The following is a 21056-nucleotide window of genomic DNA, read 5'->3' as shown; positions in this document are numbered from 1 at the left end:
GAAAAAATGATTGATTTGCATTCTCATACAACTGCTTCCGACGGTTCCTTGACACCTGCAGAACTCGTGGATAAAGCGGTGGAAATAAAACTGGAAGCACTTGCTATAACCGACCACGATACAATAGCCGGATTAAAAGAAGCCATGGCACGAGGAAAAGAATTGGGCTTGGAAGTGATAAGCGGTGTGGAAATCAGTTCAGATGTGGACGAGCTGGACGTGCATTTGGTTGGATTGTTTTTTGATCCTAAAAATCCAGAAATCGACAAAAAGTTGAAGGAAATGGCACTTGCCAGAAGCGACAGAAATTATAAAATGGTGAATAAGCTTAAAAAGGCGGGGTTTGATATTTCAAGACACGATATAGACGCATTGGGAAAAGACAAACAGATAGCACGCGGTCATATAGCTGAAATTTTAATAGACAGGGGGTATGCCTCTACCCTGAGAGAAGCCCTTGACGGTTATTTAATAAAAGGAAAAGCGGGTTATGTAAAGAAGAAGGTATTGAGTCCGCAAGAGTGCATCGATTTGATCCACAACGCAGGCGGATTGATATTTGTAGCACACATTAATCAGATCGATCCGGAAAATCCTCAAAAGTCTGTAGAAATAACCAAAAGATTGATAAGTATGGGAGCCGACGGTTTGGAAACCATTTATTCCGAATACGACGAATTCTGGGCGGCGGTGGCTGAGAAGATCGCTGGAGAGACAGGATGTCTTCGTTCCGGAGGAAGTGATTTTCACGGAAAAATGAAAAAGAATTTATATCTGGGCTTCGGATATGGAAATCTAGAAGTACCCTATAAATTTATTAAAAAAATGAAAGAAAAACTAAAAATATAGAAAGGGAACGATCCCTTTCTATATTTTTGTTTCTTCAACATTAACGACGCCTTCAACGTTTTCCAGTTGGTTGATGATTTCATCATGAGTGGAATTATCCTCTATGGTAATTGTCAATGTTGCAGAGATAATGCCTTTATTATCTTCCTTTGGATTTAAAATTTCCAGGTCGCGGATTTTCATCCAGTGCTTTTTTGCATAATTCAATGTCTTTGACAAACTATTGAGGTCTGTAAACTCCATAAAGAGAAAAATCACTTTAGTTTTATTGAAGTAGTAATTTTCAAAATTACTTAAAGCTCTAAGTGCGAAAAAAACTATTATAAAACCTGCAATGGCTCCCGTATAAAATCCACTTCCCACTGCTATTCCCAAAGCGCCTACCGTCCACAAGCCTGCAGCAGTGGTCAGACCTTTTACCTGATTTCTTCCGGTAAAGATTATAGTACCTGCACCAAGAAAACCAATTCCGCTTATGACTTGAGCTGCGATCCTAGAAGAATCTTCAAGTCCCATATAATCTTTGAGGTATTGTCCGGTCATCATGGCCAAGGCAGATCCGACGCAAACCACCAAATATGTTCTAAATCCTGCCGGCATCCGTTTTCTGGTTCTTTCCAATCCAAGACTACCGCCTAATATCATGGCGAGTAAAAGTCTGAGTATTATTGTAAGTAGATGCAATTCGCGAAAGTATACATTATTTTCGAGTATCATTTTCCACTTCCTTATTAACATATTATACTAAGTATTCCAATATCCTGATGACTTTGTTTTATTCTAATTGAAATTGGGTAATTGTGCAATAGGACGCGATTTTAACACGATTAAATACACATTGACATTTTTGCTCAAATTTAATTAATAATTAGGAGGAAAGGGAATGAAAAAATTTTTGGTTTTGATTTTGTCGTTGTTATTTGTGTTTGCAATTGCAGGTTGTTCGGGTACTGATGATGGTGATAACGGCGATGGCAATGGTGGTGACAATGGAGATTCAGAAATAACAGGCCATCTGGTTATTTATACCTCGGAACCTCAGGATCTGGTGACGGAAATGCTGGATGCATTTACCGATGCAAATCCTGGCGTCACGTACGAATTGTTCAGATCGGGGACAGGAGATGTGAAAGCAAAGTTGGACACCGAACTTCAAGCAGGTGGAACTGATGCAGACATTATTTGGTTTGCAGACATCGGCTACATGTATAATTTGGATGATCAAGGGCTGATATATCATTTTACTCCGGATGCTGTATCTGATCTTCCGGCAGATTACAAGTACAATGACGGGATGGGACATGAAGTTCGTGCGATTTATTCCGTCATAGCCTATAACACGACTAAAGTTAGCGATCCGCCAAAAGATTGGAAGGATATAACGACTGAAGATTACAGAAGTGTGGTGGCACTGGCAAATCCCAATTATTCGGGTGGAGCGTTTACCACTCTCGTGGGACATATACAAAACGAAGATCTGGTGGGTTGGGACTGGTACAATGATTTGAAGGCTATCGATGTAAAAATGGAGCAATCGAACGGGACGTTGTCCACAAAAGTGGCATCCGGTGAATATGAAGCTGTTGTAGTTGTAGATTACCTTCCAAGAAATGCCAAAAAAGAGGGGTCGCCTGTAGATTATGTGTATCCTGAATCCGGTGCGGTTATGATCCCTACGCCATTGTGTATAGTGGAAACAATAGAAGAAGACAATATAGATGCAGCAAAAGCACTTGTTGAATTCATGTTTACAGTGGATAATCAGAAGCTGTTCGTAGAACAGGGATATGTGCCCATGAACAGTGACGCTGCAGAGGGAACAGATGTACCGACCATAGAAGATATTACTGTAATGCCATTTGATCTTGATTTTTATGTTGAAAATGCAGATGCCATAAGGGCGGAGTACGTGAGGATTTTTGGAGCTGAGTAATGATTCTTGATTCAGATGATTTTAAGGGCAGGGTCAGTTCTTAACTGACTCCTGCTTCGTAGTTTAATTCGGGCAATCCGACTGTGAAAGGTGGTTTTTATATGTCGGGAGGTATGAAAACCAATGATCAAAGATCCTTTGGACCAACATTGATCTGGTGGGTGGTAGTGTCTTTTCTTGTGTTTGCCGTCGTTTATCCATCGATAGAGCTGATAATAAACAGCTTCAAGGTTGGAGAAGGGTATGGTTTGGACAACTATATAACTGTATTTACCGACAAGTCAATTGTTCGAAGCATGACAAATTCATTTAAAGTAGTATTGTCATCGACGGCATTTTCTACAGCTTTGGGAGTATTCTTGGCTTGGGCGGTAGTAAGAACAGATGTGCCGGGTAAAAAGTATTGGCAGAGACTTTTAGCGATACCATACTTTATACCTCCGTTTATCGGAGCAATAGCTTGGACTTTTCTTCTTGGTCCCGTAGGATATATAAACAAGGCCTTTATAAATGTTTTTCATTTAAACAGCTCCCCGTTCAACGTTTATAGTATCGGGGGTATGATATTTGTCATGACCATGTATCGTTATGCCATTTCCTTTATAGTTGTGTTGCCGACAATGAAGAAGATATCAGCATCTGTGGAGGAGGCGGCAAGAATATCCGGAGCATCACCATGGAGGACCTTAAGGGACATCACACTGCCGTTGATATCGCCATCTATCATCGGAGCCATGTTGTTGACGTTCATGTTCATATTGGCAGATTTTGGTGTTTCGTCGATCTTGGGAGCGCCCAACAGGATAAATTTGATGACGACCCAAATATATTATCTGGTGAACAGGACTGATATGGCCAACAATCTTCAAATAGCCTCTGCGTATTCTCTATTCTTGGCCTTGTTTGGTCTAGTGGGCCTGTGGTCGTACAACAGGGTGCTTAAAACAAATAAATTCGTTGTAGTCAGTGGAAAGAGTGCTTCTGTCGAACCTACAAAACTCAAGAAAAAAGCAAAAGTTTTACTTTTCTCTTTGTTGTCTTTTGTGTTTTTGATGTCTACATTTGCTCCTATTGCCTCCACCTTGGTAACTTCATTCACCAAGGTTTACGGGTTGCCTTTCGCTTTTGACAATGCAACTTTTAGAAACTATACGAGGCTTTTGGAAATTCAAAATATTAAGAGGGCTTTTGGAAATAGTGTCTTTTTATCTGTGAGCAGTGGTGCGATAATCACTATAGCGACCCTTGTCATTGCATATATAGCCATAAGAGGTGGAGTTAAAGGGGTAAAGGGAATAAGATTCATGCAGACCATGGTCACACTACCGTATGCCGTACCTGGTACGATAATCGCCTTAGCCATGATTTTGGCTTTTTCCCAGGAATTGCCGCTTTTGAATTACAGGCTATATAACACCATTTGGATTTTACTCATAGCTTACACTGCCAGATTCATGAATTTGGGATACAATAATATATCAGGAGCAATAAGCCAAATAGACCCATCTTTGGAAGAAGCAGCCAGAATATCTGGTGCCACGCATTTACGATCATTTAGGGACATTATGTTACCATTGTTGAAAACCAGCTTGATCGGATCATTTTTTCTTGTAGTGGCTCCTACTTTATCTGAAATTTCCCTGTCCGCGCTTTTATGGTCGGTAAGAAACGAAACCATTGGAACTATAGTATATTCGGCAAAAGAAGAAGGCAGGATACTACTGACTGCTTCAATTGCAATAGTTTTGATAATCCTGGTAGTCATGATAAACGTGACGATCAATAATTTATCCAGAGAAGACTGATTGGGGGGAATGGAATGGCAAAATTGGAAATAAGAAATCTGCTGAAAAAATACGGAGACAATCCGGTAGTCAACAATATCAGTTTGGATGTGGATAATGGAGAGCTCATGACTATCGTTGGCCCTTCGGGCTGTGGCAAGACCACTATACTTAGAATGATCGCAGGGTTCATAAAACCCACCGGTGGAAGGATCGTTCTCGATGACAGGGTTTTGGTCGATGTAGAGAACAACATACCTGAAGTAACACCCGAAAACAGAAATATCGGCATGGTCTTTCAGACTTACGCTGTGTGGCCGCATATGAATGTTTACAACAATGTAGCGTATCCTCTCAAGATACGGAAGACTGATAAAAGTTTGATGGAAGCCGAGGTTGCGCGGGTATTGAGGATCGTTCATTTGACCGGTTATGAAAAAAGGATGGCTCACGAACTTTCAGGTGGTCAACAACAAAGGGTTGCACTTGCCAGAGCTCTCATTCTAAAACCAAAACTGCTGCTTTTGGACGAACCCCTGTCAAACCTTGATGCTGCTTTGCGGGAGGAGATGAGAGGTGAAATAAAGGAAATCCAAAAAACTCAAAATGTGACTATTATAAACGTCACTCACGACCAAATAGAAGCCATGACCATGTCCGACAAGGTTGCTGTGGTAAGGGACGGATATTTGGAACAGTACGCCTCTCCATTTGAACTTTACGAAAATCCATATAATAGTTTTGTAGCAAAATTCATAGGTTCAGCCAATATTATTAAAGCAAGAAAAGATCCGGATCAGGAACCTGATGAAAATGGAATGATGGAAGTGGAGGTATCCAAAGACTACAAACTAAAAGTACCATATAAGAAATCCGATAAAACCCATGGATTTATATCTGTTCGTGCTCACCATATAGATCCCGAAGAAAATTCAGGACTGGTTGCCAAAATCGTACGTAATTTATACCAAGGCAGTCAAATCGAGTACTATGTAGTCATTGAAGGAAACGGTGAAGAACTGGTCAGGATGTTGATGGATGTAGATTATATGTGGGAGGAAGGGAAAAAAGTCGAAGTAGTAATCAAGAAAGCAGTGTGGTTGGATGAATGACAAAAAATTTTTCAAGATAAATATTTTGGGATGGTGGGGTGCTTTTCCACAACCTGGCGGCGCCACAAGCGGAGTATTGATCACAACTGAAGAAGGCAGATTCCTGATAGATATTGGCAGTGGAGTTTTATCAAAATACGTTGGATTAGGTAACGCAGACGATGATTTGAAAGGTGTGTTGATTTCACATCTCCACTATGATCACATGGGGGATTTGGGTTGCCTGGGATATACAGTGAATTTTTCAACGAGAACGGGTCTTAGAAAAAACAAGTTGAAGGTGTATGCGCCTCAAACACCGGATATTATGTGGAATGCCATACAATACCCTTATTATGAAACCTTTGCTCTTTCGGACGGAATGAAAATAAGTTTGGCAGGTACGATAATTACGGTCAAGAAATTAAACCATACTATAGAATGTTATGGATTTAGGATCGAAAAGTGCGGAAAAGTATTGGTTTATCATACGGACAGTTCTTTTGAAGAATCTCATAAAGACTACATGAGGGAAGCCGACTTGTTATTGTGCGAAGCCACAGTTTCAAAAAATACGAAACATTCAACGGGGATAGGCCACATGTCGGATCTGGAGGCTGGGAAAATCGCCGAGTTGTCGGGTGCAAAAAAACTCTGTTTGATCCATCTTCCAAGCGATGGAAATTTGGAATTGATGAGAGCCAGGGCGGCAACAGAATTTACTGGTAGCGTGTCAACCCCCGACATATGTTCCGAATTTATTCTCTGACCTTCGATTCGTAAAAATAACCCGGGTCTGATATACTTGAAAATTTATCAAAAGTATGTTATGATGATAACAACAATTTGAGTGAACTTTACGAAGAGTGGGATAAACCCGCTCTTTGTTGTTTAATACAGGAGGTGTTAAAATGGCTAAAATAAAAACTGAGGATTTGGTAAAGGAAGCTGCAGATCCTATCGCTGAGTCCATGGGCTTCGAACTAGTTGATGTAGAGTACCTTAAAGAGGGCCAAAATTGGTTTCTAAGAATATATATAGACAAAGACGGTGGAGTAACTTTGGAAGATTGCCAAACATTCAGCGGCAAGATAAATGAATGGCTCGATCGAACAGATCCCATACAATCCAGCTACTTTTTAGAAGTGTCTTCACCAGGGCTGGACAGGCCACTGAAAAAGCCGTCTGATTTTGAGAGATACCTTGATAAGGAAATAGAGGTTACTTTATATACTCAATTGGATGGAAGCAAGTATTACAAGGGAGTAAATAAAGGTATTGTCGGCGAAAATCTGTTATTGATTATAGATAAAGACAAATCCATAGAAATTCCATATAAAAATGTAGGAAGTGCCAAGTTGTATTTCGAATTTTAAGGTTTGAAGTCATAAACAACAGGTAAAGTAAACGGAGGTTTTGAAAAATTATGAACAAAGATTTCATGCTGGCATTGGACTCAGTAGAAAAAGAAAAGGGAATAAACAAGGAGGAACTGATCGACGCCATTGAATTGGCAATAACTAGTGCGTATAAAAAAAATTACGGCAGTAATCACGAAATAAAAATCAATATCGACAGGGAGACCGGAGAGATAAATGTACATGCGCTAAAAAAGGTAGTTGAAAACGTGGAAGATCCTACTGTACAGATTTCATTGGAGGAAGCCAAAACAATCAATCAGTCATATGAGTTGGAAGACGTGGCTGAAATAGAGATCAAGCCAAAAAACTTTGGAAGAATAGCCGCGCAGAATGCCAAACAGCAGGTTGTGCAAAAAATTAAAGAAGCGGAAAGAAACATCATCTTCAACCAGTTCATAGAAAGGGAAGATGAAATCATCAACGGCGTCATTCAAAGAAAAGAGAAAAACAACATTTTTATCGACTTGGGAAAAACCGAAGGTATCATGCTTCCTACCGAACAGGTTCAGGGGGAAACGTATGATCAGAACAAGAGGATAAAGGTTTACGTCCTGGAAGTAAAGAAAACTACCAAAGGCCCGCAAATTCTTGTTTCGAGGACTCACCCCGGTCTTGTTAAAAGACTTTTTGAAAGCGAAGTTCCAGAAATATACGATGGGACTGTTCTTATCAAGTCAATTTCGAGAGAAGCCGGTTCCAGAACCAAGATTGCAGTGTTTGCCATGGACTCCAATATTGATCCTGTAGGATCTTGTGTAGGACCTAAAGGAATAAGAGTCCAGAACATAGTAGATGAATTGAACGGAGAAAAAATCGATATAATTAAATGGAGCGATGATCCAAAAGAATATATCGCCAGTTCCTTAAGTCCGGCCAAGGTTCTGAGGGTGGATATCAATGAATTGGAAAAATCAGCTCTCGTTGTGGTGGATGACTATCAGCTTTCACTGGCTATAGGCAAAGAAGGTCAAAATGCGAGATTGGCTGCAAAACTCACTGGTTGGAAGATTGATATAAAAAGCAAGAGCCAAAGTGAAGCCATGGAAAACATTGACAAGCTTGAAGAAGATTTGCTGGAAGATCTCGAGTTATGATCATGGGAGGTCAGTATGAAAAAAATACCTCAAAGAACGTGTGTAGTGTGCGGTAAAAAAATAGAAAAAAGAAATCTTGTCCGTGTGGTCAGAAACAAAGAGGGAGAAATTTTTTACGATCCTACCGGTAAAGCCAATGGTAGAGGCGCCTATCTTTGTGGAGAAGACGAATGCATAGAGGGAATAATCAAAAAAAATGCATTGAACAGGGCCTTCAAGATGGATATAGATGCAGAAACTAAAAATAAAGTGGTGGAAGAAATAAAAAATGCAAAAAAATAAGCTTTTGAATTTTATTGGAATATGTAAAAAATCAGGCAGGATCGTCATGGGTGACCATATGGTGGAAAAGGATCTCAACAGAGGTTCAATAAGACTTGTACTGGTAGCGGAGGACACCTCCGAAAGAATATGGAACAAATACGAGAGATTCTGCAATGAGTTGGGAATTCCGGTCCTGAAATTTTCCACAAAGGAAGATTTGGGAAAAGCTCTCGGAAAGAAGCAAGCTGCAGTAATAGGTTTTACAGACGAAAACCAGAGCAGGAACATTATGGATATTTATGAGAATATAAAAGAAACAGGGGGAGTTATATGAGCAAACTAAGAGTATATGATTTAGCAAAGGAATACGAAATAAACAGCAAGGAACTGGTAGGGATTTTAAATAAAATGGACATACCGGTAAAAAATCACATGAGCGCTTTGACGGATCAACAGGTCAAGTATTTCAAAAACAATTTTAAAAAAGACGCAGACGACAAGCCGCAAGCCCCGGTGAAAGAAGAAAAATCCCAAGATCAATCAAAACCACAGCCCGTACAGAAAAGTGCAGACGAAGGTGCTGAAAAATCGGGAGATAAAAAGCAAACTCAAAAACGTGATCCTAAAAAAGATCCGCGAAAGAACAAAAAAAAGAGAAACATTATCCCTGTTGCCATCGATAACAGCAAAAAAGAGAAGAAGTCCAGAACAGCGTACAAAAAGAAAAGAGACGATGACGATAAGGAAGAAACAATCATCATGATCCCTACATCTTTGACCGTAGGTGATTTTGCAGCTAAAATCAACGTTCCTTCAACGGAAATAATCAAGACCTTGATAGGATTGGGTATAATGGCTTCAATAAATCAGGAAATTGATTTTGAGACAGCTGAAGTGGTAGCAACAGAATTGGACATACAGATCCAATTGGAAGATGTTGAAGAGGAAGTAGCAGAAATTCTTGCTGAAACACTGGAAGAAGTTGAGGACGAGGCAAAATTAAAACACAGAGCACCTGTAATTACCGTAATGGGTCACGTAGATCACGGTAAGACATCTTTGCTGGATGCAATAAGAAAGACAAGTGTTACCGAAAAAGAAGCCGGCGGAATAACCCAGCACATAGGTGCATATACTGTCAAGGCAAACGGAGAGCAGATAACTTTTATCGATACACCGGGTCACGAAGCCTTTACCGCAATGAGACACAGAGGCGCCAGCATCACGGATATAGCCGTATTGGTCGTAGCTGCTGACGATGGTGTAATGCCTCAAACCGTTGAGGCCATCAACCATGCCAAAGCCGCAAAAGTTCCAATAATTGTGGCAATCAACAAAATAGACAAACCAGGAGCCAATCCCGATAAAGTCAAACAAGAACTGACCGAGTACAATCTTGTTGCCGAGGAATGGGGTGGTGATACTATCTGTGTTCCGGTTTCCGCAAAAACAAGAGAAGGTCTTGACACTCTCTTGGATATGATCATATTGGTTGCTGAAGTGCAGGAATTGAAAGCAAATCCGGACAGATTGGCTAAAGGGACTGTCATAGAGGCAAAGCTTGACAAGGGAAGAGGAACTGTAGCAACTGTTTTGGTCAATGCAGGTACGTTGAGAGTTGGAGATGCAGTTGTATCCGGAGTTGCTTACGGCAAGATAAGAGCGATGAATAATGACAAAGGCAAAAAAGTGAAGTCAGCCGGTCCGTCTACACCTGTTGAGATACTGGGACTAAGCGAAGTACCAGAAGCCGGTGAAGAATTTTATGCAGTTAAGGATGACAGAACTGCAAGACAGATCGCCGAAAAACGCAAGAGTTACATTAAAGAGCAGAAGGTAAAAAGAAGTGCTCCATTGTCGCTTGATGACCTTTACAGCCAAATCAAACAAGGCGAAGTTCAAGATATAAACATTATAATCAAAGGTGATGTTCAAGGTTCTGTGGAAGCACTTAAGCAATCGTTGGAAAAACTTACAAATGAAGAAGTCAGAGTAAACATAATCCACGGTGGAGTAGGTGCGATTTCCGAATCGGATGTCATGCTGGCTGCTGCTTCAAACGGCATAATAATAGGATTCAATGTAAGACCGGGAAATAATGTCAGTTCCATGGCGGAGAAAGAAGAAGTTGACATAAGACTTTACAGAGTAATATATGATGCTATCGAGGATATTGAACAGGCAATGAAGGGTATGTTGGCTCCTGAGTACAAAGAAGTGGTTCTTGGAACAGCCGAAGTCAGACAAACTTTCAAAGTTCCGAATTTAGGCACTATTGCTGGGTGTTATGTTACCAACGGAAAAATAAACAGAAACAATGATGTCAGAATAATCAGAGACGGTATCGTTGTCTTCGAAGGAAAGATGACTTCATTGAAGAGATTTAAAGACGATGCCAAGGAAGTTGCACAGGGATATGAATGCGGTATTGGCGTGGAAAAATTCAATGACATCAAGGAAGGCGATCAAATAGAAGCCTATACCATGGAGGAAATAGCAAGAACATAGATTGCGGGTGATACAATGTCTAAAAACAGGATACATAAAATCAATGAAACAATAAAGAAAGAACTAAGTCAACAAATCAGAATGAATATCAAAGACCCCCGATTGACAGATCTGTTAAGCATTATGAAAGTCGATACTACCGGAGATCTCAGATATGCAAAAGTGTACATAAGCGTATACGACAGTGATGAAAAAAAGAACCAAGCAATTGAAATTCTGACGAAAGCCTCAGGATTTTTAAGAAAAAGTGTCGGCAAGGTACTCAAGACCCACTATACTCCCGAATTGATTTTTTTGCTTGATGATTCTATGGAATACGGAGCTCATATAGACGAAATTCTTAGGGATATCAAGAAAAAAGAGGGTGAAGGTCATGGGGATGAATAAGATAATCCAAACTGTAAACAACAACCGATCTTTTTTGATAAGTACACACAAGTCACCGGACGGCGATGCTTTGGGATCAAGCATCGCCTTGGGGCTTGCTTTGAAAAAAATCGGAAAAGAAGTATTTTATGCCTTTGAAAAACCAGGTGGCGGAAAGTTTTCCTTTTTAAATGAACTTAACGAAGTGAATGGCTCATATATGGATAAGAAATTTCCTGTGGGCTTTTTTTTAGATTCCTCAGATCAAGACCATTTATACGATGCGAAACTTTTGGAAAAATGTAAAATCAAAATCAATATGGATCACCATGTCAGCAATAACGGTTATGGCGATTTAAATTATTTGGATGTAAATGCAAGCGCTACCGGAGAAATCATATTTGCATTGATAGAAGAGATGGACATAGAATTTGATGAAGAAATGGCTTTGGCCATCTACACGGCTATTGTTTCCGATACGGGAAATTTCAAATATAGCAACGTAACTTACAGAACTCACGAAATTGCAGGCAAATTGTATAAGTATTCCAATAAATATTGGGAAATAAACAGAAAATTGTTTGATGAGATCTCTTTTGAAAAAGTTCAAATAATTGGACATGCCCTAGGGAAAATAAGTCTTATCAAAAACGACAAAGTAGCGTTGATACATTTGACTTTGGAAGATTTGAAGAAATTTTCCGATGATACCGACATGGAGGGAATAATAAACTATGCCAGGGATATCATAGGAGTAGAAGTAGCAGTGCTTGTAAAAGAGACTTCTCCTGATACCTTTAAAATTTCATTAAGAAGCAATACAGATTTTGACGTAAGCAAGGTAGCAATACACTTTAATGGCGGTGGCCACAGCAAGGCTGCAGGTTGTACCGTAAGAGATATCAAGTTTGATGATTTATTAAACAGACTGGAAAACCAATTGACATTATGAGGTATGATATGAACGGAATTTTAAATATATACAAGCCACCGGGTATTACTTCCCACGATGTGGTTAGTGCTGTTAGAAGAAAATTGAATACTAAAAGAGTGGGACACACAGGTACTCTGGACCCCATGGCTGAAGGCGTTCTGCCAATTTGCATCGGGCAGGCCACCAGGCTTTCCTCTTACATGCTTGAAAAAGACAAGGAATACATTGCTGAGTTAAAACTCGGAGAAGCTACAGATACCTTCGACGCATCCGGAAATATTCAATACGTAAAAGAAGTCAATTCAACAGAAAGCGAAATAAATGCGGTGGTAAAATCCTTTTCAGGTGAAATTATTCAAAAACCTCCCGTTTATTCGGCATTGAAAGTTAAAGGTAAAAAGCTTTATGAATATGCCAGGGAAGGCAAACATGTGGATATAGAGCCTAGAAAAGTTACGATCAATAAAATAGATGTTATGGGAATAAGGTTGCCTTTGGTAAAGATTTTGGTCAATTGTAGCAAGGGAACTTACATACGTTCATTGATAAGCGATATAGGTGAAAAACTCGATTGTGGAGCGCATATGATCTCCTTGATCAGAACGAAAAGCGGATATTTTCAACTGGAAGAATCCATTGCATTGGAAGATTTTAAAAACATGGATATACACGAAATATCTGTTAAAATAATACCCATGGATTTTCCCGTAATGAATTTTGAGCGGATTGATATACACGAGCATTCTGAAAAATATTTGAAAAATGGAAATGTGTTGTATGGCAGAAATTTAAAAACGTCCGTATCAGGACTTAAAGATGGAGAATTAGTGAGACTTTACTGTGAAAGTCGTTTTTATGGTATGGGAGAAGTGTTTACGGAAGACGGACAGAAAAAAATCAAACCAAAATGCATATTCAATGAGGAGATATGACAATGGAGATATATGATTGGAAATATTTGGAGGAGCAGGAGCCTACAGCTGTAGCCTTAGGATTTTTCGATGGAGTACACCTCGGACATAAGGCATTGATCGATGGAATGCTCAAAATATCAAAGGAAAAGAATTTGAAAAGTTGTGTAGTGACCTTTAAACAACATCCCTTGACCAGAGTCTTTCCAAAATATGCCCCTAAATTGATAACCTCAAATGAAGAAAAAATCCGGATATTGGAGCAATTTGATATCGATATGCTGGTTTTTATCGATTTTACGGAAGAAATCATGGGAATGGAACCTGAAGAATTTATAGAAAAGATTCTCCATGAAAAACTAAATGCAAAAGGTATCGTGGTTGGTTTCAACTATAATTTCGGCAAAAAAGGGTCAGGAAATCCTGAGATTTTGGAGCATTTGAAAAATAAGTACGATTATTGCGTAAGCGTTGTCAAACCAGTTACGATCAAGGACGGGCAAATTGTGAGTTCCACGCTTATCAGAAATCTTATCGTCAATGGAAAAGTCGACCAGATAGAAAAATATCTGGGGCGTAAATTTTCCGTTTTCGGAAAGGTAATACGTGGAAAAGGTTTGGGAAGACAGTTTGATATACCTACAGCAAATATAAAAATCGCAGAAAATCATATTTTGCCTGATGCCGGAGTATATTATACCACCATTATCGTAGATGGTGAGAAATACCATGGATTGACAAATGTTGGGTATAATCCTACATTTGAAAATCATCCATTCAGCATAGAAACCTACATTTACAACTTTGGAACAGATATCTACGGTGAAACGGTTGAACTGATTTTCAACAAAAAAATTCGAAAAGAGAAAAAATTTGATACTCTTGATGAACTTATCGACCAGATTAAGACGGATATATCAAATACCTATGAAAAATATGTTTTAAAAGTAAAAAAGCAATAAGGAGAAGCCATGTTTAATGAATTCAATAGAACTCAAATGCTGATCGGTGAGGAAGCCCTTGAAAAACTGAGAAATTCTAAAATCGCAATTTTTGGAATAGGGGGAGTGGGCAGTTTTACAGCAGAGGGCCTGATCAGAGCAGGAATAGAAAACTTTTTGCTTGTAGATGCGGATTACGTTTGCGATACAAACATCAACAGACAGATCCATGCGACCACTAAGACGATCGGTAAAGCAAAGGTTGAAGTAATGCGGGATCGAATGCTTGAAATAAACCCTCGCGCTCATATAAAAATAATTCAAAAGTTTTATACATCAGAAAATGCAAACGAGATTTTAAATGAACCCTGGGACTACGTAATCGATGCAATAGATACTGTTTCAGGTAAAATAAGCCTGGTGGAAACATCCAAAAAATTGGATATCCCCATCATAAGTTCCATGGGAGCTGGAAACAAATTGGATCCCACAAAATTCGAAGTTGCCGATATTTATAAAACGTCGGTGTGTCCATTGGCTAAGGTTATGAGAAGAGAACTGAAAAACAGAGGCATAAAAGATTTAAAAGTAGTTTACTCAAAGGAAGTTCCTTTAAAACCACTGGAAGAGATGGTTGAATGCAAGTATTCGCACCACGAGACGGACAAAGTTCAATCGGTAATAAGACCAAAAAAACAAACACCGGGAAGTATCTCATTTGTCCCTTCAGTAGCAGGTTTGATCATTGCCGGAGAAGTTGTGAAAGATTTGATATGTCCGTAAAATACGTACATTAGATAAAAAAAAATAAAAAACGTTCAGATTGCTCTTCATTTTTAGCGCTAAATATGAGATAATACACTAAGATTTTAAGGGAGGTGCCGTATGGACAGCTTTATTACCAGATTATCGGGTATAACCACACTGCTTAATCCTGTTATGACTTTTATCTTGTTGATATCGGGAGTTTTTTTTCTGCTGTATCTAAAAGAACGCGTTGACAAGTTCGATACTTACGTCAGAAGCATAGCCCTGAGTTTACAAAAGATAGCAGAAAAAAAGTCTGATCAATAATCATAGACGAGGAGGAGTTAATTTGAGTTTTTCAATAATCAAGGATTACGATCCGGAAATTTATAATGCAATGGAAAAAGAGCTTCAAAGACAAGAAAACAACCTTGAACTTATAGCTTCCGAAAATTTGGTAAGCAAAGAGGTAATCGAAGTCATGGGTAGCCACCTTACGAATAAATATGCGGAAGGATATCCAGGGAAGAGATACTACGGAGGATGTGAACATGTAGACGTGGTGGAAACAATAGCCAAAGAGCGAATTGAAAAACTCTTCGGCGCCGAGTATTCAAATGTTCAACCACATTCGGGGGTACAAGCCAACATGGCTGTTTACTTTGCTTTTCTGGAACCGGGAGATACGGTGCTAGGCATGGATCTGGCACATGGAGGACATTTGAGTCACGGTAGTCCTGTCAGCATGTCCGGAAAATACTACAATTTTATTTCATACGGGATCAATAAGGACACAGAATTGCTGGACTATGATCAATTGGAAAAATTGGCGAAGGAAAATAATCCTAAATTGATAGTTGCAGGTGCAAGCGCTTATCCTAGAACTATCGACTTTGAAAGAATTTCAAAAATAGCAAAAGACGTTGGAGCGCTTTTTATGGTTGATATGGCGCATATTGCCGGGTTAGTTGCAGCAGGTGTACATCCAAGTCCGATACCTCACGCTGATATAGTTACTACAACCACACACAAAACTTTGAGAGGACCACGAGGTGGTGCCATCCTTTGCAGGAAAGAGCTTGGAAAGGCTATCGACAAAGCCATATTCCCAGGAAGCCAGGGTGGGCCCCTAATGCATATAATTGCAGCAAAAGCAGTAGCATTGAAAGAGGCTTTAAGTCCAGAATTTACAGAGTACCAAAAACAGGTCGCTTTAAATGCAAAAGCGCTTGGCAAGGCTTTGATGGATAAAGGTTTCAAACTTTTATCCAATGGAACGGATAATCATTTGATGCTTTTGGACTTGAGAAATTTCGGATTGACAGGGAAATTTGCAGAAAAGGCTTTGGATGAAGTAAATATAACTGTAAATAAGAATGCGATACCATTTGATCCGGAAAGCCCTTTTGTAACCAGTGGCATCAGGATCGGAACTCCTGTGGTTACAGCAAGAGGAATGAAGGAAGAGCATATGGAAACTATTGCTCAGGCAATTTACGATTGTTTAATAAACAAGGATGCAGAGTCGGCAAGAAAACAGGTTGCAGGCCTTTGTACTCAGTATCCAGCATATAGAGATTGATGTTTGCCCGGGATGATCAGGTTCATTCCGGGTTTTTATTTTGCGGACCGGTTCCGTGCCGTCATATTTAACTGAAGCGGAGGATCTGAGTAACTGAGCAGATCCTTAGGACAAACCTCCAGATGAGAGATTTTATGAACCGTAAATAAACCCTTTGCGTTTAAAAGCCAGGTTGGTTCTTTTATTGAATTTGATATAATGATATAATAATATGTCAGAACTTAATCGAGGTGAAGATTTGAATCACACGACATATTTAAAAGAATTGAAAAAATATCACAAAGCTCTCAACTCCCCTGAAGATCAAATGCTAATGGTAAAGGCAGTTTTTTTAAAACTTCTCAGGGACAAAAACTACATAACTGCCAAAATTGACGATAGAATATTCGATTCTTTCAAGTTTGACAACATACTCGGGTTATGGGCACCGGGAGAAATATCGATCTATTCGGAGCCTGATCATCATTTGTCATCGCAGGATAGGAGTCTTGTTAAAGAATACATTATAAATGGCATGTCATTAAAAAACATCGATTCCATTTTTTTAGGAATGGTTTATGAATACTTTTCGAAAATTTCCGATAAAAAGAAAAAGGGCATGTATTATACCCCGGAAAAAATTGTAGACCTGATCGGGGATTATCACGCATCAAATTCTTTGATCGGTAATAAAATACTGGATCCTGCATGTGGTTCAGGTTTTTTTCTCTCTAAAATGTATGACAAATACATGGATCAAATCTGCAAAGATGGCAAGGGGACAGACAAATATCACATAGCTATACTTCAAGATGTCTTGTACGGTTTCGACACTGATATCAAAGGTATTTTAATTAGCTCACTGGTTTTAAGCTTGAAATATAAGAAGTTTCACAAACCTAAAAATATCATAAAACAGGATTTTTTATTTTATGACAGCGATGATGACCTGAAATTTGATATCATTGTGGGAAATCCACCCTACATAGGTCACAAACAATTGGATAGAGAGTACTTCGTGAGACTCAAAGATCCTTATTCCGATGTTTTCTACGACAAGGGCGACATCTCATACTGTTTTATGAAAAGAGCCTTGGAAAGCCTGCAAACATGTGGGAAACTGACCTTTGTAACTTCTCGATACTTCATGGAAGCTCATAATGCCAGGGGTATTCGCAGGTATATTGCCGCAAATTCAAGGATAGATCAAATAATCGACTATTACGGTTGCAGAATAATACCGGGAGCCAAAGTGGATCCTTCCATCACTTTTTTGACAAAGACCGATTATGAGAATGAACGAACAAAGGCCCTTATATACAGACTTTCCGGTAAAATAAGCAAGGGAGATAAACTGCCGGGTTTGAACCAGTTAAATGATGCTGATCGATTTGAAAAGTGTGAACTGATTTTTGATCCAAATGAAATGGGTTCATGGAAAATAAACAACCCAGATTTTGAAGGGATTTTCAATAAGATGCACAAAAAATCCATGATCGACCTCGAATCTGTCTGGGAAAGTTATCAAGGGGTAATAACCGGTTTGGACAATGCTTTTGTAATTGACTCGAGACTCGCACCATCATTTCCAGACGAGATTGCAAAACCATGGATAAAGAACAGTCACATAACTAAATTTAGCATACAACACAGTACAAAAAATGTTTTGTATACCGATCTTGTAGATGAAATAAACGGATGGGACATACTTGAAGAACGACTTGAAGCGTACAAAGAGAGGTTATCCAAAAGAAGGGAATGCAAATCCGGCATACGCAAATGGTTTCACCTCCAATGGGGACGTGAACCCGCGAATTTTGATCAGAATAAGATAGTGTTTCCTTATAAATCTAAAGAGAACCGATTTGCACTGGATGTGGGAAAAAGGTATTTCAGTGCAGACATTTACGGTTTTACAATCAAAAAAAATTTGATGTTGAATTACGGCTATAAAACCATAGTTGCTTTGCTGAATTCAAATCTTTATGAATTTTACTTCAAATCATTTGGGAAGAAGTTGGGCAATGAGCTTTACGAGTATTATCCTAATACTGTCGGAAAACTAAAACTGCCCTGTCTTGAAAATAGAGTGGCTTTAAAGCTCGAAGAACTTCACGATATTATCCAAAATGAAACTGATATATTTAAAAGAGATGCCCATATCGATGATCTGAATAAGTTTGTTTACAAAATTTTCGATATTTCGATGGAAGAGATTAAAATCATAGAAAATTATTTGAATCAACATAAAAGAAAAGGGGAATACTATGAAAGTGATGGATTATCGAAGTGATACGATAACGAAACCGACCGAGGTCATGAGAAAAGCTATGTACGAAGCAGAAGTTGGGGACGATGTTTATCGTGAAGATCCGACGATCAAAAAATTGGAGGAACTCGGAGCACAAATGACCGGCAAGGAAAAAGCTCTTTTTGTTCCCAGTGGTACCATGGGTAATCAGATAGCAGTCAAAGTGCACACTCATCACGGCGATGAAGTGATTCTTGAAGAAAATTGTCACATACACACATATGAGGTTGGGGGCATAAGCGCCATAAGTGGCGTGCAAAGCAAGCAGATAACTTCTGATATGGGAACCATGAGGTTACAGGATATTAAGGACGCCGTAAGGGCTGAAGATATACATTTTCCAGTCACATCACTTATTTGCATGGAAAATACCCATAATAAATGCGGTGGTACCGTTTCATCCAAAGAAAACATGGAAGAGATATACGAATTCGCTAGAACGCAAAATATAAAAGTTCACTTGGACGGAGCAAGGATCTTCAATGCATCCACTTATCTTGGGGTACAGGTATCGGAATTGACAATGCATAGTGATTCAGTTATGTTCTGTCTTTCGAAAGGGTTGTGCGCACCTGTAGGATCTCTATTGGCAGGAGATGCGGATTTTATCGAAAGATCAAGAAGAGTCAGAAAGATGCTTGGGGGAGGAATTCGGCAGGGAGGTGTACTGGCGGCAGCCGGTATAGTCGCTTTGACGGAAATGACCAATAGGTTGCAAGAAGACCACGATAATGCCTTGTCCCTTGCAAAAGGGCTTAAAGATATAAACGGCCTGGATGTAAACATGGATACAGTTATGACAAACATAGTTATGTGTGATATTACGGATGAGAACATAAATGTCAATGATCTTAAGGAAGGACTGAAACATGAAGGCATTTTAGTTAGTCCCATAAGTCCTACAAGATTGCGGTTTGTACTGCACTACTACATCACCACAGAAGATGTGAAGACAACGATTGAAAAAACCTCAAAGGTAATAAAAACAATTTAAGGGGGAAAATCCCATGCAACAGGATTTTTTCACACAAAATTTAAACGACAATTTAAAATCCAGCGGCCCTTTGGCCAGCAGGATGCGTCCGGAAACTCTTGAGGATTTTTATGGTCAGGAGCATATTGTCGATAAAAACAAATTGCTTTATAGAATGATAAAAGCAGATCGGGTGACTTCTATAATACTTTACGGTCCACCTGGTACAGGAAAGACCACTTTGGCTCGTATAATAGCCAATTCGACAAAATCTAATTTTGTTCAATTGAACGCCGTTACATCGGGAGTCAAGGATATCCGATCCGTTGTTGAAAAGGCAAAGGAAGATCTCGGGATGTACGGTATTAAAACGATCTTGTTTATTGATGAGATCCACAGATTCAACAAGTCGCAACAGGATGCTCTTTTACCGTCTGTTGAAGAAGGCAGTATCGTGCTGGTGGGCGCAACTACTGAAAATCCGTATTTTGAAGTGAATGCCCCCTTGGTATCGAGATCAAGGATTTTCAAGCTTAACAGGCTGGAAAACGAGGCTGTCAAGATGATATTGAAAAGAGCCCTTGCAGATGAAACCAAAGGGCTTGGAGGCTACAAAGCAGTGATAGATGAAAAAGCATTGGATCACTTTTCCCAAGTCTCCAACGGAGATGCCAGAAATGCATTAAATGCCTTGGAGCTTGCAGTGCTTACCACTGAAGAGAGTAATGACGGCATTGTTCACATCGATTTGGAAACCGCTCAGGAGTGCATTCAAAAAAGAGCCATTCAATACGACAAGGATGGAGACAATCATTACGACAACGCTTCGGCATTTATTAAAAGCATTCGAGGATCTGATCCGGATGCAGCATTGTACTGGATGGCAAAGATGCTCTGGGCCGGCGAAGATCCCAAATTTATTGCCAGGCGAATCATTATCTCTGCATCAGAAGATATAGGAAATGCAGATCCCAATGCATTAAATATTGCAGTTAGCGCTTTCAGGGCACTTGAGATAATCGGCATGCCGGAGGCAAGGATCAATCTTTCACAAGCAGTGACATATCTGGCAGGAGCGCCCAAGAGCAACGCGTCGTACATGGCTATTAACAGAGCTTTGTCCGATATTCAAAACAAGCGGACTGGAGATGTGCCAAATCACCTTAAAGATTCGCACTACAAGGGAGCTAAAGATTTGGGGCACGGAAAAGGTTACAATTACCCACATGAATACGAAAATCATTATATTGAACAAAATTATATGCCCATTGGAATGGAAGACGTACGATACTACTATCCCACAGATCTAGGTTACGAAAAAAAAATAAAAGAATATTTGGAACAAACCAAATTAAAGTAAAGGAATGA

The 21056-nt window shown here is 39.4% G+C and carries 21 protein-coding genes; 20 read left to right on the top strand and 1 reads right to left on the bottom strand.

The genetic code is table 11. The features are described 5' to 3' along the window. Nucleotides 1-6 precede the first annotated feature (6 nt). Nucleotides 7-849 carry a PHP domain-containing protein gene (locus IWB18_RS01535; protein ID WP_195681827.1) on the top strand — a complete coding sequence of 281 codons (843 nt, stop codon included), beginning with the start codon at nucleotides 7-9 and terminating at the stop codon, nucleotides 847-849. Nucleotides 850-867: 18 nt separating this feature from the next. Here IWB18_RS01535 and IWB18_RS01530 read toward each other — a convergent pair whose 3' ends face one another. Next, complete coding sequence (locus IWB18_RS01530; RefSeq protein ID WP_195681826.1) at nucleotides 868-1566, bottom strand: MgtC/SapB family protein; 699 nt, start codon at nucleotides 1564-1566, stop codon at nucleotides 868-870. Between the two features lie 166 nt (nucleotides 1567-1732). On the opposite strand from IWB18_RS01530, the gene IWB18_RS01525 reads away from it, so the two are divergent. From IWB18_RS01525 to IWB18_RS01435, 19 genes are all read left to right on the top strand, one after another. After that, nucleotides 1733-2782 (top strand): extracellular solute-binding protein, encoded by a 1050-nt coding sequence (locus IWB18_RS01525; protein WP_195681825.1) that lies wholly within the window; start codon nucleotides 1733-1735, stop codon nucleotides 2780-2782. Nucleotides 2783-2883: 101 nt separating this feature from the next. Beyond that, nucleotides 2884-4587 (top strand): ABC transporter permease, encoded by a 1704-nt coding sequence (locus IWB18_RS01520; RefSeq protein WP_195681824.1) that lies wholly within the window; start codon nucleotides 2884-2886, stop codon nucleotides 4585-4587. A 14-nt stretch (nucleotides 4588-4601) separates the two neighbouring features. Next, a complete protein-coding gene (locus tag IWB18_RS01515) occupies nucleotides 4602-5678 on the top strand; it encodes an ABC transporter ATP-binding protein (RefSeq protein ID WP_195681823.1) in 1077 nt (358 codons plus the stop codon). Further along, complete coding sequence (locus IWB18_RS01510; RefSeq protein ID WP_195681822.1) at nucleotides 5671-6426, top strand: MBL fold metallo-hydrolase; 756 nt, start codon at nucleotides 5671-5673, stop codon at nucleotides 6424-6426. The genes IWB18_RS01515 and IWB18_RS01510 overlap by 8 nt, the downstream gene beginning before the upstream one ends. Nucleotides 6427-6568: 142 nt before the next feature. Beyond that, on the top strand, nucleotides 6569-7033 hold the full coding sequence (locus IWB18_RS01505; protein WP_195681821.1) for a ribosome maturation factor RimP: 465 nt from the start codon (nucleotides 6569-6571) through the stop codon (nucleotides 7031-7033). A gap of 50 nt (nucleotides 7034-7083) precedes the next feature. Continuing rightward, a complete protein-coding gene (gene nusA, locus IWB18_RS01500; RefSeq protein ID WP_195681820.1) occupies nucleotides 7084-8172 on the top strand; it encodes a transcription termination factor NusA in 1089 nt (362 codons plus the stop codon). A gap of 15 nt (nucleotides 8173-8187) precedes the next feature. After that, on the top strand, nucleotides 8188-8454 hold the full coding sequence (rnpM, locus tag IWB18_RS01495) for an RNase P modulator RnpM (protein WP_195681819.1): 267 nt from the start codon (nucleotides 8188-8190) through the stop codon (nucleotides 8452-8454). Beyond that, nucleotides 8441-8770 (top strand): L7Ae/L30e/S12e/Gadd45 family ribosomal protein, encoded by a 330-nt coding sequence (locus IWB18_RS01490; protein WP_195681818.1) that lies wholly within the window; start codon nucleotides 8441-8443, stop codon nucleotides 8768-8770. Before rnpM ends, IWB18_RS01490 begins: the two co-directional genes overlap by 14 nt. Further along, the gene (gene infB / locus IWB18_RS01485; RefSeq protein ID WP_195681817.1) at nucleotides 8767-10944 is read left to right on the top strand and encodes a translation initiation factor IF-2; all 2178 of its coding nucleotides are present in this window, start codon (nucleotides 8767-8769) and stop codon (nucleotides 10942-10944) included. The genes IWB18_RS01490 and infB overlap by 4 nt, the downstream gene beginning before the upstream one ends. A 15-nt stretch (nucleotides 10945-10959) precedes the next feature. Continuing rightward, complete coding sequence (rbfA, locus tag IWB18_RS01480; protein WP_195681816.1) at nucleotides 10960-11331, top strand: 30S ribosome-binding factor RbfA; 372 nt, start codon at nucleotides 10960-10962, stop codon at nucleotides 11329-11331. Continuing rightward, nucleotides 11324-12262 (top strand): DHH family phosphoesterase, encoded by a 939-nt coding sequence (locus IWB18_RS01475; RefSeq protein ID WP_195681815.1) that lies wholly within the window; start codon nucleotides 11324-11326, stop codon nucleotides 12260-12262. The genes rbfA and IWB18_RS01475 overlap by 8 nt, the downstream gene beginning before the upstream one ends. A gap of 8 nt (nucleotides 12263-12270) precedes the next feature. Then, on the top strand, nucleotides 12271-13176 hold the full coding sequence (truB, locus tag IWB18_RS01470) for a tRNA pseudouridine(55) synthase TruB (protein ID WP_195681814.1): 906 nt from the start codon (nucleotides 12271-12273) through the stop codon (nucleotides 13174-13176). A 2-nt stretch (nucleotides 13177-13178) separates the two neighbouring features. Then, nucleotides 13179-14117: a bifunctional riboflavin kinase/FAD synthetase gene (locus IWB18_RS01465; protein WP_195681813.1), complete on the top strand. Its 939-nt coding sequence runs from the start codon at nucleotides 13179-13181 to the stop codon at nucleotides 14115-14117. 9 nt (nucleotides 14118-14126) lie between these two features. Then, nucleotides 14127-14879, top strand: coding sequence for a tRNA threonylcarbamoyladenosine dehydratase (locus tag IWB18_RS01460; RefSeq protein ID WP_195681812.1), 753 nt, complete (start codon nucleotides 14127-14129; stop codon nucleotides 14877-14879). A gap of 102 nt (nucleotides 14880-14981) precedes the next feature. Continuing rightward, the gene (locus tag IWB18_RS01455) at nucleotides 14982-15170 is read left to right on the top strand and encodes a hypothetical protein (RefSeq protein ID WP_195681811.1); all 189 of its coding nucleotides are present in this window, start codon (nucleotides 14982-14984) and stop codon (nucleotides 15168-15170) included. Nucleotides 15171-15192: 22 nt separating this feature from the next. Further along, nucleotides 15193-16425, top strand: coding sequence for a serine hydroxymethyltransferase (locus IWB18_RS01450; RefSeq protein WP_195681810.1), 1233 nt, complete (start codon nucleotides 15193-15195; stop codon nucleotides 16423-16425). Nucleotides 16426-16636: 211 nt separating this feature from the next. Next, nucleotides 16637-18697 carry an N-6 DNA methylase gene (locus tag IWB18_RS01445; RefSeq protein WP_195681809.1) on the top strand — a complete coding sequence of 687 codons (2061 nt, stop codon included), beginning with the start codon at nucleotides 16637-16639 and terminating at the stop codon, nucleotides 18695-18697. Then, nucleotides 18672-19709: a low-specificity L-threonine aldolase gene (ltaE, locus tag IWB18_RS01440; protein ID WP_195681808.1), complete on the top strand. Its 1038-nt coding sequence runs from the start codon at nucleotides 18672-18674 to the stop codon at nucleotides 19707-19709. The genes IWB18_RS01445 and ltaE overlap by 26 nt, the downstream gene beginning before the upstream one ends. Nucleotides 19710-19722: 13 nt before the next feature. Then, nucleotides 19723-21048, top strand: a complete 1326-nt coding sequence (locus IWB18_RS01435) for a replication-associated recombination protein A (RefSeq protein WP_195681807.1) — start codon at nucleotides 19723-19725, stop codon at nucleotides 21046-21048. Nucleotides 21049-21056 lie beyond the last annotated feature (8 nt).

This window comes from Alkalibacter mobilis, assembly GCF_015594845.1.
Taxonomy (GTDB): domain Bacteria; phylum Bacillota; class Clostridia; order Eubacteriales; family Alkalibacteraceae; genus Alkalibacter; species Alkalibacter mobilis.
Note: the sequence above shows the minus strand (reverse complement) of the source record. Positions and strands in the feature narration are given on the sequence as shown.